Here is a 15,617-nt window from a genome sequence, read left to right as displayed (position 1 = left end):
GGAAGAGCCGGCCGGGCGGTCGCGACGGGTCCCAGACCCGCCGAGGAACGTCCGGGCTCCACAGAGCAGGGTGGTGGGTAACGCCCACCCGGGGTGACCCGCGGGACAGTGCCACAGAAAACAGACCGCCCACCGCTTCGGCGCGTGGGTAAGGGTGAAACGGTGGTGTAAGAGACCACCAGCGACCGGGGTGACCCGGCCGGCTAGGTAAACCCCACCTGGAGCAAGGTCAAGATCGGTGCCCTCGGGCACCGTGCGCGGACGTTTGAAGGCTGCTCGCCCGAGTCCGCGGGTGGACCGCACGAGGCTGTCGGCAACGGCAGCCCTAGATGGATGGCCGCCTCCCCGGGCCGCGCAAGCAACCCGGGAGACAGAACCCGGCGTACAGGCCGACTCTTCCGCCCCCTTCACTTCCCCGGCCGGTCAGGCCGGGTGGGCGCCCACGGCGTCGCGGATCTGGTCGCCGAGGCCGCCGTTGACGCGGGCGCAGTTGGCGCAGCAGAAGAACATGCCGGCGACTTCGACGCCGTGGCCGACGATGCGGACGTTGCAGTGTTCGCAGCGGGGGGCGAGCTTCTCCATCGCGCATTCGAAGCTGTCGAAGGTGTAGGTGTCGCCGGTGACCGTCTTGATCTCGAAGGCGAGCCAGTAGTCGTTTCCGCAGGTGACGCAGGTGGCCATGGCGGTCGTCCCCTTCAGGTGGGGCCGCCCCGGACGGGGCGGCTGTCTCCAGTGTCGAAGGGGCGGCCGGGGGCGGCCACCGGGCGGGACCGTCAGGCGGAGCGGGCGGAGAGTTCCTCCAGGGCCCGGACGGCGCGGTCGGCGTCGTCGGCGGCGACGAACAGGTGGTCGTGGTGGAAGCCGGCCACGACGTTGCAGCTGATGCCCTCCTCGGCGAGCCGCCCGGCGACGGCCGCGGTCAGTCCCACGGCCTCCAGCGCCGAGTGGATCTGCAGGGTGATCCAGGCCGCCACGTACTCGTAGCGCAGCCCGAGCGCGTCCGCCTCCTCCTGGGCGACCACCACCGTCACCCCCTCGGGTTCGGCGACGGTCACCACCGGCCGCATGCCGGCGGGCACCTTCGCGGGGAGGGTGCAGTACACGTACCGCCCCGGGTTGAGCTGCGGGCGCATCCCGTGCAGCAGGGTCGCAAGGTCTCGTTCACCGGCCATGCCCGCCACCGTATCGGCTGGGCGGCGGCCGCGCCGGGCGCGGTGGCGGGTCGTGTCGGGAGGGGGCTGTCGCGGGTGTCGCCATCCGTTGACGGGCGACAGTCGCCGATATATCGTCGAACTATCGAGACAGTGACTCGACTGTCTCGTCGAACCATTCGGAACCTCAGAGGAGGTGGGCGCGATGCGCCCAGGAACGCGATTCCGCGGGGAGGGCCCGCGCGGCGGTGGGTGGCGCCGCGGGCCGGGCCCGGAGTTCCGGGGGATGCCCGGGGAGGACTTCGAGGGGCGGGAGGCCTTCGGCGGCTTCGGTCCGCCGCCGTTCGGCGGGGGAGGCCCCGGCCGGCCGATGGGCGGCCCGTTCGGGCACGGCTTCGGCGGGCACGGCGGCCGGCGCGGTGGCCCGCACGGGCGGCGCGGCGGCCGGGCCCGGCGCGGGGACGTCCGGGCCTCGCTGCTGGCGCTGCTCAAGGAGCGGCCGATGCACGGCTACGAGATGATCGCCGAGATCGCCGAGCGGACCGGCGGGGCCTGGCGGCCCAGTCCCGGTTCGATCTACCCCAACCTCCAGCTGCTGGAGGAGGAGGGCCTGGTCACGGCGGAGGAGGTCGGCGGCAAGCGGCTGGTCTCGCTCACCGAGGCGGGCCGCGCCGAGGCCGAGGCCGGACCGGCGGAGCCGTGGGCGGAGGCCGGCCGGGAGGTCGACTGGGAGGCCGTCCAGGAGGTCGGCCAGGCGCTCGCGGCGGTCGAACAGGCCGTCCAGCAGGTCATGCGGACGGGCACCGAGGCCCAGCGCACCAAGGGCCTGGCGGTGCTGACCGAGGCCCGCAAGAAGCTGTACCTGATCCTCGCCGAGGATGACTGACCGCTACGGGGGCGGGGGCCGAAGCGGGGGGACGGGGGGTCCGGAGACGGGCCCCGACACGGCGGGCGGTGCCGCCGCTCACGGGCGGACCACGAACAGGGCCACGCAGACGAGCAGCAGCACCGCCCAGCCGACCCAGAGCCACTCGTTGGGGCCGATCACCACGGTGTAGAGGACCACCGCGAGCAGCAGCACCTCGGTCACCCCGGCGATCTGCCGGTTGTGACGCGCCGCCGCCTGCGCGAGGCCCCGGTGGTGCCGGGCGGGGTGACGTACCGTCCTGGCCATGCCGACCTCCCGGGGAGGCGATGGGGGAGCGGGCGGTCCGTCAGCCGGAGGCCGCCTCGTCGTACTCGTAGCGCCAGAACCAGCTGAGCCCCCGCACCTGCTTGGCCCGGACGTACACCAGTGTGCGCGCGGGAGTGTCGCCGTGCGCGGGGACCGGGACCTTGTACTTCTTGGGCACGCCGAGCATCGGCCCCAGCGGGATGGGGAGGACCTTCCCGTCCAGGGGGCCGCCGACGAATTCGGTGTCCGCGCTCTTCACCCCTCCAGGGTCTCACCTCCACGGGGCGGCCCTCCGGGCGGGCGGCCGGGTGGGCGGCAGGGTGGGGGCGGAGCGCCCGGAGCGTGACCGGCGAGCCCGGAGTGTGACCGGAGAGGCACCGCCCCCGGTCATTCAGGGGCCCCGCGCACCCTTATCCTTCCTGTTACGCCCTCGGGGTTCACCCGGGTCAGCGGGCCCCGTACGGGCCGGGCGAGGCGCGCATCGGCGCGCCCTCCGGCCTGACCGGCGCGGACAGCGTGCTGCCGCGACCGGGCGTACCGAGACCCGGGCGTCGGCCGTCCGGTGATCCCGGGCCGCGGCCGGCAGGGCGCGGACAGCAGGGCCGAGCACCGCCCCGGGAAGCAGCGGGGGGCGCTGTGCGTTGCGTCGGAGTGGTACGTCGAACGCTGTGTCGCACCAGGCACAGCAGTGCGCGGAAGGGGCCCGATGGAAGCCGGCAGCAGGTGGACGACCTGGTGGCAGAAGCGTGACCGAGAGCGGGCCCGCCCGGGGGACGCGGACCCGGCCGCCAGACTGGATCAGCTGCTCGGCGCGCTGCGCGCCGGATTCCCGCTCGCGCCCGCCGCCCATCCGGCCGGCTACCGATGTTCCTGCGACCGGGTGGCCTGTCCGGCCCCGGCGCAGCACCCGGTCTCCTTCGCCTGGCAGACCCAGGCCACCACCGACCCCGAGCAGCTCTCCCGCTGGCTCTCCCGCGATCCGCAGGCCAACTTCGTCACCGCCACCGGCCGGGTGCACGACGTGCTGGACGTCCCGGCCGAGGCCGGACGGCTGGCGCTGGAGCGGTTGACCGCACTGGGCGTCGAGGGCCCGGTCGCCGCCGTCGGCGAGGACCGCTACCTGTTCTTCACCGCCACCCGCGGAACCCCGCAGGACGAGGACGAGTGGTGGCCGAGCGCGCTCGACTCCACCCCGGACACCATGTCCGAGCACCCCGGCCTGCGCTGGCACTGCCGCGGCTCGTACACCCTGCTCCCGCCGGCCGCCCTCCCGGACGGCTCCGAGGTGCGGTGGCTGCGCGGGCCCGAGCAGCCGCTGCCGGACCCGCTGCGCGTCCTGGACGTGCTCACCGACGCCTGCACCGAGGTGGGCGCCGTCGCCGAGGAGCAGTGGCTGATCGGCTAGGCCCATCGGTGGGGCGCCCACAGGTGGAGCGCCCCCCGACGCGGGGTCACGGCAGGGTGAGGATCTCCGCGCCGTCCGCCGTGACCACCAGGGTGTGCTCGAACTGGGCGGTGCGCTTGCGGTCCTTGGTGACGACCGTCCAGCCGTCCGGCCAGATCTCGTAGTCGTAGGTGCCCAGGGTCAGCATCGGCTCGATGGTGAAGGTCATGCCCGGCTTGATCACCTCGGTGGCCCGCTCGCTGTCGTAGTGCGGGATGATCAGGCCGGAGTGGAACGACGTGTTGATGCCGTGTCCGGTGAAGTCCCGTACCACGCCGTAGCCGAAGCGCTTGGCGTAGGACTCGATGACCCGCCCGATCACGTTGATCTGACGGCCCGGCTTGACCGCCTTGATCGCCCGGTCGAGGGATTCCCGGGTGCGCTCGACCAGCAGCCGGGACTCCTCGTCCACCTCGCCGACCAGGTAGGTGGCGTTCAGGTCGCCGTGCACCCCGTGGATGTAGGCGGTGGCGTCGATGTTGACGATGTCGCCGTCCTGCAGCACGGTCGAGTCCGGGATGCCGTGGCAGATCACCTCGTTGATCGAGGTGCAGATGGACTTGGGGAAGCCCCGGTAGCCGAGGTCGGACGGGTAGGCGCCGTGGTCGCACATGTACTCGTGGGCGACGGCGTCCAGGGCGTCGGTGGTGACGCCGGGGGCGATCAGCTCGGCCGCGGCCTCCATCGCCCGGGCGGCGATGCCGCTCGCGATCCGCATCTTCTCGATGGTCTCGGCGGTCTGCACCTCGGGCCCGGTGTACGGCGTCGGGGCGGGGCGCCCGACGTACTCGGGGCGCGCGATGTGCGCCGGGACCTTGCGAGTGGGGGACTGGATGCCGGGTACGAGTGCCATGGCGGCGAGTCTATCCGCCGGGCCCGGCCCGCCCGGGCGGTGTGCGGAGCGGCCCGGGCCGGGGAATGATCGGTATCGACCCATCCGTCTGAACGGGAGAGCGCCATGCCCCTCGGATTCAACCGCAAGCCGACCGGCAAGCCCGGAGAGTGGTTCTACTGCATCAAGCACGGCAAGGTCGAGGAGGGCCCGGAGTGCCCGGCGAAGGACCGCCTCGGGCCGTACGCCAGCCGGGAGGAGGCCTCGCACGCGCTGGAGATCGCGGACGAGCGCAACCGCGAGTGGCGCAACGACCCGCGCTGGAGCGACAAGCCGAAGGGCGAGGCCGAGTAGACGCGCACGCCGTGGACGCCGTGGACGCCACTCACGCCGCCCACGCCGTGTACGCCGCTCAAGCCGGTCACGCCGCCGCGGCCGCCTCCCGCTCCGCCCGTTCGTGCTCGGCCCGGACGGCGGCGGTGTGCGGGTCGGTGCGGTCGTCGTAGCCGAGCAGCTTCGGCAGCATGGCGGCGACCATGAGCACGGCGCCGACGCAGGCGAGGCCGCCGGTCCAGACCGCGGCCCGCACCCCGAGCAGCCCGGCCATGGTGCCGGCCCGGACCTGCCCGAGCTGGGGGCCGACGGAGTAGCTGAGCAGTTCGACGCCGGCCATCCGGCCGCGGACCTCGTCCGGGATGGACTGGTTCCACATGGTCGAGCGGGCGATCCCACTGATCTCGTCGGCGCCGCCGGCCAGCGCCAGCCCGAGCAGCACCACCCAGATGTTCGCGGACAGTCCGGCGAGCGCCATGGCCGCACCCCAGCAGACGGCGGCGACCACCAGCAGCCGCCCGTGCCGGTGGATCCGGGACGTCCAGCCGCTGGTCGCGCCGACCAGCAGGGCGCCGACGGAGGCGGCCGCGTACATCGGGCCGAGCGCCCAGTCCGTTCCCAAGTCCGAGGCCAGGAAGGGGAACACGGCCACCGGGAAGGCGAACAGCATGGCGCAGGTGTCGATCGCGTAGGTGCCGAGCAGGTCCTTGCGGCTCCACGCGTACCGCACGCCGGTGAGCACCGCCCGTACGGACGGGCGTTCGGCGCCGGTGGGCGGTGGCACCGCCTTGATCCGGACGAGCAGCAGCAGCGAGACGGCGAAGGTGATCACGTCCAGCGCGTACGCGGTCTGCACCCCGGAGAAGGCCACCACCAGGCCGGCCAGCGCCGGACCGGCCACCGAAGCGACGTTGTGGTAAAGGGACTTGAGGGCGAAGGCGGCGGACAGGTGCTGGTGCGCGACGAGTCGTGGCAGCAGCGAGTCCAGCGCCGGGCGCTGCAACCCGTCGGCGGCCGCCACCAGTGCGGCGACCAGGTAGAGCGGCCACAGCAGAGGGGTCGGCAGCAGGGCGTTGAGCAACAGCACCCCGGCCAGCAGGCCGAGCGCGGCCTCGGAGCGCAGCACCAGCTTGCGGCGGTCCAGGGCGTCGGCGAGGGCGCCGCCCCACAGGCCGAAGACGATCAGCGGGACGAGTTCGACGGCGCCGATCAGGCCGACCGCGAACGAGGAGTCGGTGAGCTCCTTGATCTGCATCGGCACGGCGACGTACGTCAGGAAGCTGCCGAAGCTGGTGACGCAGCCGCTGATCCAGAGGTAGCGGAAGTCGCGGGAGGCGCGCCACGGCGAGAGGTCGGGGGTCAGCGAGCGCAGCAGCGTACGGGCCCGCCCGGGCGTCGCGGTATGTGGAGGTTCGTCGTCGTTCACGAACTGTCATCCTCGGGCGGTGGATGCCGGTGCGCAAAGGGTTTTTGACGAGGGGAGGGATGAGGGGAGGGACGAGTGGCCGGACGGCCCCGTGGACGGAGCGCCGCTACCAGCGGCTGAGCGGGGGCGCCGAGGTCAGCCGTCCGGCGAGCTCGGCCAGCCGGTCCAGGGCGGAGCGGCGGCCGGCCGGCCGTCCGGCGGCGGCGCTGACCAGGTGCTGGGTGAGGTCGAACGGCTCCTCTGCGGCGGTGCCGACGGCCAGCCGCTCGTGCGCGAGCCTGCCGAGGTCACCAGGGTTGCCGCCTCCGCCGGGCGCGGCGGAGGCGGCGCCGTCCAGCGCGAGGACGGTCGCACCGTGCCGGCGGGCGTCCTGCACCCGCTCCAGCAGCGTGGCGCCGGCCGCCGCCGGGGCCACCACCAGGACGGTGGCGCCGCGCCCGGCCTCGGCGAGCCGCCGCAGGCCGTGCGCCAGGTGGGCCGGGGCGTCGGCGGACGGGCGGTGCCGCAGCAGGGTGGGGGCCAGCCGGGGGACGGCCGACCAGGCGGCCTCCTCCTCCAGATGGGCGGCCAGGTGCCAGGGCTCGTACGCCTCGGTGCCGACCAGCAGCAACTCGCCCGCCCCGCGCCGCTCCACCGAACGCCGCAGCGAGCCGGCGAAGCCGCCGACCGCCTCCAGCCAGCCGGTGCCCGCCAGACGGTCCCGGAGTGCCGAAACTCTCATCGCGTCCATGTCGGTCAGGGTGTCGTGTTCGGCCGGGGATTTGGCAGGATCGGCCCATGACTTCCCTCGAATCAGCGACAAACCCGGCCCACGAAGTGCCGGACGTCTCGCAGCTGGTGGTCGGCGTCCTCGGCGGCACCGGCGACCAGGGGCGGGGACTGGCCCTGCGGCTCGCCAAGGCCGGCCAGCAGGTGATCATCGGTTCCCGCGACGCCGCCCGGGCCGAGGCCTCCGCCGCCGAACTCGGCGTCGGCGTGCGCGGCGCGGACAACGCGACCGTCGCCCGGGAGAGCGACGTGGTGATCGTCGCGGTCCCGTGGGACGGGCACGCCGCCATCCTGACCGCGCTGCGCGAGGAACTGAGCGGAAAGATCGTCGTCGACTGCGTCAACCCGCTCGGCTTCGACAAGCAGGGCGCGTACGCGCTGAAGCCGGAGGAGGGCAGCGCCGCGCAGCAGGCCGCCGCGCTGCTGCCGGACTCCCGGGTCACCGCCGCCTTCCACCACCTCTCGGCGGTGCTGCTGCAGGACGAGTCGGTGGAGCGCATCGACACCGACGTCATGGTGCTCGGCGACGACCGGGAGGCCACCGACGTCGTGCGGGCGCTGGCGGGCCTGATCCCCGGCATGCGGGGCATCTACTCGGGCCGGCTGCGCAACGCCCACCAGGTGGAGGCGCTGGTGGCCAACCTGATCTCGGTCAACCGCCGTTACAAGGCCCACGCGGGTCTGCGGATCACCGACGTCTGATGCCGCGGTCGTGTCGTCCTCACCCCTGGGCCCGTCCCGGAGGTGAGGTCGGCGACAATGGGAGGCGGCCGTGACCCGGCCGTCCGTACCCGGCCCTAGGAGCCTCCCGCCATGCCTCGCACGTCCCTCTTCGCCCTGATCGTCGTCGTCCTCGCGCTGGCGGCCGCCGTGGTCTCGATGATCGAGGGCTTCTGGCTGGGCCTGATCTGGCTCCCGATGGCCGGTGTGGCGAGCAACGTGCTGTGGATGAACCGCCGCAAGGCGAAGCTCGCCGAGGCGGCCGCGCAGAACGCCTAGACGGGCCCCTGGCTCCTAGCTCTCCCAGAACCGGAACAGCACCTGGCCGAGCGCGGCGAGGTTGTCGTCGGTCACGCCGAAGAGGTGCATCACGCCGAACACGGCGCCGGAGAAGAGGTGCCGCACCTCGGGCTGCCACAGCAGGGCGAACACCGCCAGCAGGCCGTACGGCGCGAAGGGCTCGACCGAGCGCCGGGCCCCGTACGACAGCCAGGGCTCGATGATCCCGAAGCCGTCCAGGCCGGGCACCGGCAGCAGGTTCAGGAGCGCGGCGCTGATCTGCAGGAAGCCCAGGAAGGCGAAGGCGCAGGCGATCGGGGTGTAGCCCCACGGCCACGCGGAGCCGTTCCACTCCATGGAGAAGCCCGGGTCGTCCAGCCAGCCCGCGCCGACCGGGATCAGCAGCGCCGCCCCGAGCACCAGGTTCACCAGCGGCCCGGCCGCCGAGATCAGGCTGTGCTTGAGCCGCCCCTGGATCCGGCTCCGCTCGATCCAGACCGAGCCGCCGGGCAGGCCGATGCCGCCGAGGATCACGAAGACGACCGGCAGCACGAAGCTGAGCAGCACGTTGGTGTACTTGAGCGGGTTGAGCGTGAGGTAGCCCTTGGCGCCGACGGTGATGTCGCCGCCGTGTAGCGCGGTGCGCGCGTGGGCGTACTCGTGCAGGCAGAGCGAGACCACCCAGCCGGCCACCACGAACAGGAACACCCCGAACGAGCTGTTGCCGAAGCCGGAGTACACGGCCCAGCCGGAGGTGCCGAAGACGGCCAGGAGCACCCAGAACACCGGGCTGATCCGGCGGTCCTCGCTGCGGGAGCGCGGCGTGGCGGCGAAGGTCATGGTGTGGATGCTCCGTGGGCAGAGGGAACGGGGGACCGGCAGACACCGATCATGCCGGGCGGGCCGGTGGCCGGACAAGCCGCTCCGGGTGAACGGCCGAGGGGGCGTGCCCGGTTCCACCGGGCTCCCGGGGGGCCAGCACAATTGTGCGCCCCCACCGCCGCCCATCGACCAGAATGGACCGGTGCACTACGGCATCCTCGGGACCACCACGGCCCACCACGACGACGGCACACCCGTCCCACTGGGCGGCGCCCGGCTGCGGGCACTGCTCACCGCGCTGGCCCTGCGGCAGGGCCGGCCGGTCCCGGCCGACCTGCTGGTGGACGAGGTGTGGGACGCCGAGCCGCCACAGGACTCCTCCGCCGCGTTGCAGACCCTGGTCGGCCGGCTGCGCCGCACCATCGGCCGGGAGCGGGTCGGCTCCGGCCCGGCCGGGTACTGGCTGACCGACCCGGCCACCGACCTCGCCGACTTCCAGCGGCTGAGCACCGAGGGCCGCCGCGCCCTCGACGCCGGTGACCACGCGCTGGCCGCCGAGCGGCTGCGCGCCGCCCTGGCGCTGTGGCGCGGCCCGGCCCTGGCCGACCTGCCCGACCGGGCCGGCCCGGCCGCCCGGTTGGAGGCCCAGCGCGAGGAGGCCCGCCGCCACCGGATCACCGCGGACCTCGGGCTCGGCCGGGCCGCCGAGCTGGTCGCCGAGCTCACCGAGCTGTGCGACCGGCAGCCGCTGGACGAACCGCTGCAACTGCTGATGCTCCGGGCGCTGCACGGGAGCGGCCGTACCGCCGAGGCGCTGCGCCACTACGAGCGGACCAGGCGCGCCCTGGCCGAGGAGCTCGGCGTCGACCCGGGGCGGCAACTCCAGTACCTGTACGCGGAGTTGCTGGCCCCCTCGGAGTCCGCGCCGACCGACGGGATACCCGTACCCGACGCCGCTCCCACGCCTGCGGCCCAACTCCCGCGCCCCGGCGGCAATCTGCGCGGCCGGCTGACCAGCTTCGTCGGCCGGGAGTCCGATCTCACCGCCCTGCGTGGAAGGTTGACGGACGGTCGGCTGGTGACGCTGACCGGCCCGGGCGGCTCCGGCAAGACCCGGCTGTCGATCGAGGCCGGCCGCGCCGAGCAGTCCGCCGGGCGCTGGCCGGACGGCGTCTGGGTCGCCGAACTCGCCCCGCTGGAGAGCCCGGAGGCCGTCCCCGCCGCCGTGGTCTCCGCGCTCGGCCTGCGCGAGATCGTGCTGCACAGCAGTAGCAGCATGGTCGCCGAGGTGCTGGACAAGCGCGTCGAGGACCCGGTGCGCCGCCTGGTCGAGCACTGCGGCCACCGCCGGATGCTGCTGGTCCTGGACAACTGTGAACACCTGATCCAGGCCGCCGCCGAGCTCACCGACGTGCTGCTCGCCGAGTGCCCCGGGCTGACCGTGCTCGCCACCAGCCGTGAGCCGCTCGGCGTGCCCGGCGAGACGGTGCTGCCGGTCGAGCCGCTGCCCGATCCGGTCGCCCTGCGGCTGCTCGCCGAGCGCGCCGCCGCCGCCCGTCCCGGCTTCGATCCGCAGAGCGACCCGGAGGCCTGCGCCGAGATCTGCCGCCGCCTGGACGGACTGCCGCTCGCCATCGAACTGGCCGCCGCCCGGCTGCGGGTGATGACGGCCCGCCAGATCGCCGACCGCCTGGACGGCCGCTTCGCGCTGCTCACCGCCGGCAGCCGCACGCTGCTGCCGCGCCAGCAGACCCTGCGCGCGGTGGTCGACTGGAGCTGGGACCTTCTCGGCAAGCGGGAGCGGGCGGTGCTGCGCCGGCTCTCGGTGTTCGCCGGCGGCTGGCAGCTGGAGGACGCCGAGGCGATCTGCGCCGACGGCGCCGAGGTGGCCCGGGAGGAGGTCGCCGACCTGCTGCTGTCCCTGGTCGACAAGTCCCTGCTGGTGGCCGACCTGGACGACGGCAGCCCGCCGCGCTACCGGATGCTGGAGACCATCCACGAGTACGCGACCGAGCGGCTGGCCGGGTCCGCCGCCGAGCGCGCGGCCACCGAGGCCCGCCACCTGGCGCACTTCCGGGCCTCGGTCGCCACCGCCGGCCTGGACGTCCACGGCCCCCGGCAGTTGCACTGGCTGTCGGTGCTGGACCGCGAGCAGGACAACATCAGGGCCGCGCTGCGCCGGGCGATCGACCTCGCGGACGAGCAGCAGGCACTGGTGCTGGCCCTCGGCATGAGCTGGTACTGGTCGCTGCGCGGCTACGGCCTGGAGGCCCGCGGCTGGTACAACGCGGTCAGGGCGCTGGGCCGGGACCCGTTCGCGCCGGACGGCCCGCCGCCGGTGCCGCTGGATCGCGACGTGCTGGCGTACGGCGTACCGATGCCCGAGGGCGTGGTCGAGGAGGCCCGCCGGCTGCTCGCGATGTACCGGTTGATAGGGCTGTTCGAGGGGAACCTGGAGGTCCTCGGCGACCCGAAGGCGGTCGAGGTCGCCCAGCGGCTGATGGACGTCTACGGCCCGGACCTGCCGCAGTCCTACCGCTTCCCGGCGATGATGCGGGTCTTCGGGGCCTTCCTGACCGGCCACATGGAGCTGATGATCGAGCTGATGGAGGACGCGGTCCGCGGCTGCGAGATGTACGGCAGCCCGAACGACCTGGCCTTCATCCTGCAGATCCGGGCCAAGATGATGAACGACTGGCCGGGCGGCGGGGAGCAGGGCATCCGGGACGGCGAGCGCTCCCTGGAGCTGTACGAGCAGGCCGGCAACCTCTGGGGCGTCTCCCAGGCGCTGTCGGCCCGCGGCGAGTCGCTGGCCATCCGGGGCGAGGCCGAGGCCGCGGTCGCCGCCTACACGCGGGCGATCGAGCTGGCCGAGGAGCTGGGGGCGCTCCAGGAGGTGCCGGTCCTGCGGGTGAACCTCGGCAGCGCCCTGATGGAACTGGACCTGGAGGGCGGGGAGCGGCTCATCCGCGAGACGGTGGGGGGCCTCGGACCCCTGGTCGCCGACCAGGCCACCAGCGGTGCGCTGCTGTTCGGCCGGCTGACGCTCGCCGGCATCCACGCCCAGCGCGGCGAGTACGCGCAGGCCCTGGCCGAGCTGGACCTGCTGGAGGGGGCCAGGGCGGGGGGCTTCTCGGAGAGCATCGTGTCCGGGATGCTCACCGCCTCCCGGGGCTGGATCATCGCCCGGTCCGGTGATCCGGAGCGGGGGCTCGCCATGCTCCGCGAGGGGCGGCGGATGGTGCTCTCGGTGACGGCGGCGTCCGGCTTCGCCGAGCAGATGACGGTCATGGTGGTGCCCGCCGCGGCCGGGGTGCTGCGCTCCTTCGCCGAGCGGGACGGCGACCTGGAGCGGGCCCGCCTGGCGGCGGTGCTGCTCGGCGCGCACAACGGGCTGAACGGCCCGAAGGGCGGCTACCTGGACCGCGCCGAACGCGAACGGGCGGCCGTCGTCCTGCGGGGGCTGCTGGGCGACGCAGGGTACGAGGCGGCGTACGCCACCGGCGACGGGATGACGCAGCAGCAGACCCAGGAGCTGCTGGAGGAGTTGATCGACTGAGCGGCCGGCCGGCCGGGTGCCCGTCCCCTGGTCACCCGGCCGACCGGCCCGTTCGCCGGCCGGCGCCTCGTCCACGGCTCGCTCAGACCCGCTTGCGGAAGCGGGCCACCGCGAGCGGGGCGAAGATCGCGGTCGCGGCCGCCGACCAGATCAGCACGACCATCACCGGGTGGGCCACCGGCCCCTGGCCGTTGAGCAGGGCGCGGGAGGCGTCGGCCAGCGCGGAGAGCGGGTTGACCTCGGTGAAGGACTGCAGCCAGCCCGGCATGGTGCTGGTCGGGGCGAAGATCGAGCTGCCGAACTGCAGCGGCATCAGGACCAGCATGGAGACGCCCTGCACCGCCTGGGCGCTGCGCAGCGACATGCCCAGCAGCATCGAGATCCAGACGATCGACATGCCGAACACCATCGACAGGCCGACCGCGGCCAGCAGCTCCAGCGGTCCGGTCTTCAGCTCGAAGCCGAGCAGGAAGGCGAAGGTCAGCAGGATCGCGGAGGAGAGCAGCGCCCGCAGCGACTCCGCGACGATCTTGGACAGCAGTACCGAGGCCCGACCGATCGGCAGGGTGCGGAAGCGGTCCATCACGCCGGTCTGGAAGTCGCTGTTCAGACCGGTGCCCACGGCCAGCGCCAGGGTCATGCCGGTCTGCCCGAGCAGGCCGGGGATCATGTACTGCTTGTAGGCGTCCTGGTCCCCGGCGAACATGGCGCCGCCGAAGACGTAGACGAACAGCACCGTGAAGATGATCGGCATCAGCACGGCGTCGAACATCGACTCCGGATCCGCCTTGATCCGCATCAGGTTGCGCCTGGTCAGCGCGCCGACGTGGCGCAGGGTGCCGACCAGGCCGATCCGGGAGTCCTCCGCCGGGGCGGGGGCGAGCGTGGCGGTGGTCATGCGACGGGCTCCTTGGCGGCGGGGCTGGCGGCGGGGGCGGTGTCCGCCACGGTGGCGGGCTTGCCGGTGATGGCGAGGAAGACCTCGTCCAGGCTGGGCACCTTGGTGTCGATGCCGGCGATCGCGAAGCCGCGGCCGCCGAGCACGCCGATGACGGCGGTCAGCTGCTCCTCGCCGGTGATCGGCACCGCGAGCAGCCCGGTGTCGGGGGAGACGGTGGCGTTGGTGATGCCGCTCTCGTGCAGGCAGCGGGCCATCTCCGGCAGTTCGGCCGGGTGGGCCGGGCGGACCTGGAGGGTCTGGCCGCCGACCCTGGCCTTCAGCTCGGCGACGGCGCCGTTGGCGATCACCCTGCCGCGGTCGATGACGGTGAGCTCGTTCGCGAGCTGCTCCGCCTCCTCCATGTACTGGGTGGTCAGCAGCACGGTGCTGCCCTCGGCGACCATCCGCTGCACCTCGTCCCACACCTCGTTGCGGGTGCGCGGGTCCAGGCCGGTGGTGGGCTCGTCCAGGTAGAGCACCCGGGGGCGGCCGATCATGGAGGCGGCCAGGTCGAGGCGCCGGCGCATGCCGCCGGAGTAGGTCTTGGCGGTCCGCTTGGCGGCCTCGGTGAGCGAGAAGCGCTCCAGCAGCTCGGTGGCCCGGGCCTTGGCGTCGCGCCGGGAGAGGTCGAGCAGCCGGCCGATCAGGTAGAGGTTCTCGTAGCCGGAGAGCAGCTCGTCCACCGAGGCGTACTGGCCGGTCAGGCCGATGGTGCGGCGCAGCTGCTTGGGCTGGCGCAGGACGTCGTAGCCGCCGACGAACGCGGTGCCGGCGTCCGGCTTGATCAGGGTGGAGAGGATCCGGACCAGGGTGGTCTTGCCCGCGCCGTTGGGGCCGAGCACCCCGAGCACGGTGCCCTCCCGGACGGTGAGGTCGACGCCGTCGAGGGCCTTGGTGGTGCCGAAGTGCTTGACGATGCCGTGGACCTCGACGGCGTTGCCGGCTGTTCCCCGCGTGTTCGGGGCGGTGGCGATTCCTGTCATGCCCCCAGGCTGTCCGCCCCGGCTGTCAGCCTCCTGTCACCGGCGCGGGCGCGCTGTCACCCCGCTGTCACCGCCGTCCCGGCATGACAGCGGCCCCGCTCCGAGCGCTCGGAGCGGGGCCGCTGGGCGGTCTCTCAGCTGTTCTCAGCCGGGCGGCCGCTCAGTGGAAGCGGTCGCTCAGTGGAAGCTGTGCTCCGCCGCCGGGAAGGCGCCGGTGCGCACGTCCTCCGCGTACGCGCGGGCGGCGCCGCCGAGGACGGCCCGCAGGTCGGCGTACTGCTTGACGAACTTCGGCACCCGGCCCGCCGTCATGCCGGCCATGTCGGTCCAGACCAGCACCTGCGCGTCGGTGTCCGGCCCGCCGCCGATGCCGACGGTCGGGATCGCCAGCTGCTCGGTGACCTGCGCGGCCAGCTCGGCCGGGACGGCCTCCAGCACCACCGAGAAGGCGCCGGCCTGCTGGACGGCCTTGGCGTCGCGCAGCAGCTGGTGCGCCGCCTCGTCGCCGCGGCCCTGGACGGGGTAGCCGCCGAGGGCGTGCACGGACTGCGGGGTGAGGCCGATGTGCGCCATCACCGGGACGCCGGCCTCGACCAGCAGCTCGATCGAGCGGGCGCTGCGCTCCCCGCCCTCCAGCTTGACCGCGCCGACCCCGGCCTCCTTCATCAGCCGGGCGGCGTTGTGCATGGCCTGGGCGGGCGACTCCTGGTACGAGCCGAACGGCAGGTCGGCGACGATCATGGCGCGCTTGGTGCCTCGGACGACGGCGGCGGAGAGCATCACCATCTGATCCATGGTCACCGGCACGGTGGTCTCGTAGCCGAGGTGGCAGTTGCCGGCGGAGTCGCCGACCAGCAGGACGGGGATCCCGGCCTCGTCGAACACCCCTGCGGTGAGGGCGTCGTAGGCGGTGAGCATCGCCCACCTCTCGCCGCGCTGCTTGGCGGTGGCGAGGTCGCGGACGGTGACGCGGCGGTTGGTGACCCCGCCGTAGAGCGTGGTGGTCGTCGCCTGGTTCTGGGCAGGCGAAGGCGAAGAAGCGTTCATCGAACGGGCTCCTGAAGGGTTGTCGTCTCGTGGCGCCGTGCGGCGTCCCCGGATCACCTCCATGCTTGCACGCCCCGGCGTGAGCGCAAAGAGGGGTGCGGCGGGCCGGGTGCGATCCACGCCACACCGGCCGGTGCGG

Annotated in this window: 17 protein-coding genes and 1 other RNA gene; 7 read left to right on the top strand and 11 right to left on the bottom strand. The window is 73.5% G+C overall.

Annotated elements, in window-relative coordinates:
• The first annotated feature begins 3 nt into the window (after positions 1-3).
• Positions 4-401: RNase P RNA component class A (gene rnpB, locus RZ50_RS12905), an RNA gene on the top strand.
• Positions 402-423: 22 nt separating this feature from the next.
• On the opposite strand, the gene RZ50_RS12900 is transcribed toward rnpB, so the two are convergent.
• Positions 424-681 (bottom strand): Prokaryotic metallothionein, encoded by a 258-nt coding sequence (locus RZ50_RS12900; RefSeq protein ID WP_196948192.1) that lies wholly within the window; start codon positions 679-681, stop codon positions 424-426.
• Between the two features lie 92 nt (positions 682-773).
• Entirely contained in the window at positions 774-1,172 is a 399-nt protein-coding gene (locus tag RZ50_RS12895; protein WP_196948193.1) for an ACT domain-containing protein, read from the bottom strand.
• 184 nt (positions 1,173-1,356) lie between these two features.
• Here RZ50_RS12895 and RZ50_RS12890 point away from each other — a divergent pair, with 184 nt between their 5' ends.
• On the top strand, positions 1,357-2,037 hold the full coding sequence (locus tag RZ50_RS12890; protein ID WP_196948194.1) for a PadR family transcriptional regulator: 681 nt from the start codon (positions 1,357-1,359) through the stop codon (positions 2,035-2,037).
• A gap of 78 nt (positions 2,038-2,115) precedes the next feature.
• Here the strand turns inward: RZ50_RS12890 and RZ50_RS12885 are convergent, their stop codons facing one another.
• Both RZ50_RS12885 and RZ50_RS12880 read right to left on the bottom strand, forming a co-directional pair.
• The gene (locus RZ50_RS12885) at positions 2,116-2,325 is read right to left on the bottom strand and encodes a hypothetical protein (RefSeq protein ID WP_196948199.1); all 210 of its coding nucleotides are present in this window, start codon (positions 2,323-2,325) and stop codon (positions 2,116-2,118) included.
• A 40-nt stretch (positions 2,326-2,365) separates the two neighbouring features.
• Positions 2,366-2,584 carry a hypothetical protein gene (locus tag RZ50_RS12880; RefSeq protein ID WP_196948200.1) on the bottom strand — a complete coding sequence of 73 codons (219 nt, stop codon included), beginning with the start codon at positions 2,582-2,584 and terminating at the stop codon, positions 2,366-2,368.
• 447 nt (positions 2,585-3,031) lie between these two features.
• On the opposite strand from RZ50_RS12880, the gene RZ50_RS12875 reads away from it, so the two are divergent.
• Positions 3,032-3,730, top strand: a complete 699-nt coding sequence (locus RZ50_RS12875) for a bifunctional DNA primase/polymerase (RefSeq protein WP_196948195.1) — start codon at positions 3,032-3,034, stop codon at positions 3,728-3,730.
• A gap of 46 nt (positions 3,731-3,776) precedes the next feature.
• On the opposite strand, the gene map is transcribed toward RZ50_RS12875, so the two are convergent.
• On the bottom strand, positions 3,777-4,622 hold the full coding sequence (gene map, locus RZ50_RS12870) for a type I methionyl aminopeptidase (protein WP_196948196.1): 846 nt from the start codon (positions 4,620-4,622) through the stop codon (positions 3,777-3,779).
• Between the two features lie 105 nt (positions 4,623-4,727).
• On the opposite strand from map, the gene RZ50_RS12865 reads away from it, so the two are divergent.
• Positions 4,728-4,955, top strand: a complete 228-nt coding sequence (locus tag RZ50_RS12865; protein ID WP_196948197.1) for a hypothetical protein — start codon at positions 4,728-4,730, stop codon at positions 4,953-4,955.
• 67 nt (positions 4,956-5,022) lie between these two features.
• Here the strand turns inward: RZ50_RS12865 and RZ50_RS12860 are convergent, their stop codons facing one another.
• Positions 5,023-6,360 carry an MFS transporter gene (locus RZ50_RS12860; protein ID WP_308271612.1) on the bottom strand — a complete coding sequence of 446 codons (1,338 nt, stop codon included), beginning with the start codon at positions 6,358-6,360 and terminating at the stop codon, positions 5,023-5,025.
• 106 nt (positions 6,361-6,466) lie between these two features.
• The gene (locus RZ50_RS12855; RefSeq protein ID WP_217680519.1) at positions 6,467-7,090 is read right to left on the bottom strand and encodes a hypothetical protein; all 624 of its coding nucleotides are present in this window, start codon (positions 7,088-7,090) and stop codon (positions 6,467-6,469) included.
• A gap of 47 nt (positions 7,091-7,137) precedes the next feature.
• Here RZ50_RS12855 and npdG point away from each other — a divergent pair, with 47 nt between their 5' ends.
• Entirely contained in the window at positions 7,138-7,830 is a 693-nt protein-coding gene (gene npdG, locus RZ50_RS12850) for an NADPH-dependent F420 reductase (protein WP_196951936.1), read from the top strand.
• 111 nt (positions 7,831-7,941) lie between these two features.
• Positions 7,942-8,127 carry a hypothetical protein gene (locus RZ50_RS12845; RefSeq protein WP_196951937.1) on the top strand — a complete coding sequence of 62 codons (186 nt, stop codon included), beginning with the start codon at positions 7,942-7,944 and terminating at the stop codon, positions 8,125-8,127.
• A 15-nt stretch (positions 8,128-8,142) separates the two neighbouring features.
• On the opposite strand, the gene RZ50_RS12840 is transcribed toward RZ50_RS12845, so the two are convergent.
• Complete coding sequence (locus RZ50_RS12840; RefSeq protein WP_196951938.1) at positions 8,143-8,967, bottom strand: site-2 protease family protein; 825 nt, start codon at positions 8,965-8,967, stop codon at positions 8,143-8,145.
• A gap of 184 nt (positions 8,968-9,151) precedes the next feature.
• Here RZ50_RS12840 and RZ50_RS12835 point away from each other — a divergent pair, with 184 nt between their 5' ends.
• On the top strand, positions 9,152-12,508 hold the full coding sequence (locus tag RZ50_RS12835) for a BTAD domain-containing putative transcriptional regulator (protein WP_308271611.1): 3,357 nt from the start codon (positions 9,152-9,154) through the stop codon (positions 12,506-12,508).
• Between the two features lie 82 nt (positions 12,509-12,590).
• Here the strand turns inward: RZ50_RS12835 and RZ50_RS12830 are convergent, their stop codons facing one another.
• The 3 genes from RZ50_RS12830 to panB form a co-directional block, all read right to left on the bottom strand.
• Positions 12,591-13,406, bottom strand: coding sequence for an ABC transporter permease (locus RZ50_RS12830; RefSeq protein WP_196951939.1), 816 nt, complete (start codon positions 13,404-13,406; stop codon positions 12,591-12,593).
• Positions 13,403-14,431, bottom strand: coding sequence for an ATP-binding cassette domain-containing protein (locus RZ50_RS12825; RefSeq protein ID WP_196951940.1), 1,029 nt, complete (start codon positions 14,429-14,431; stop codon positions 13,403-13,405). The genes RZ50_RS12830 and RZ50_RS12825 overlap by 4 nt, the downstream gene beginning before the upstream one ends.
• Positions 14,432-14,608: 177 nt before the next feature.
• Positions 14,609-15,478: a 3-methyl-2-oxobutanoate hydroxymethyltransferase gene (gene panB, locus RZ50_RS12820; RefSeq protein ID WP_196951941.1), complete on the bottom strand. Its 870-nt coding sequence runs from the start codon at positions 15,476-15,478 to the stop codon at positions 14,609-14,611.
• Positions 15,479-15,617: the final 139 nt, after the last annotated feature.

The sequence above is a fragment of the Kitasatospora sp. SUK 42 genome, from assembly GCF_015776785.2.
Classification (GTDB): Bacteria; Actinomycetota; Actinomycetes; order Streptomycetales; family Streptomycetaceae; genus Kitasatospora.
Note: the sequence above shows the minus strand (reverse complement) of the source record. Positions and strands in the feature narration are given on the sequence as shown.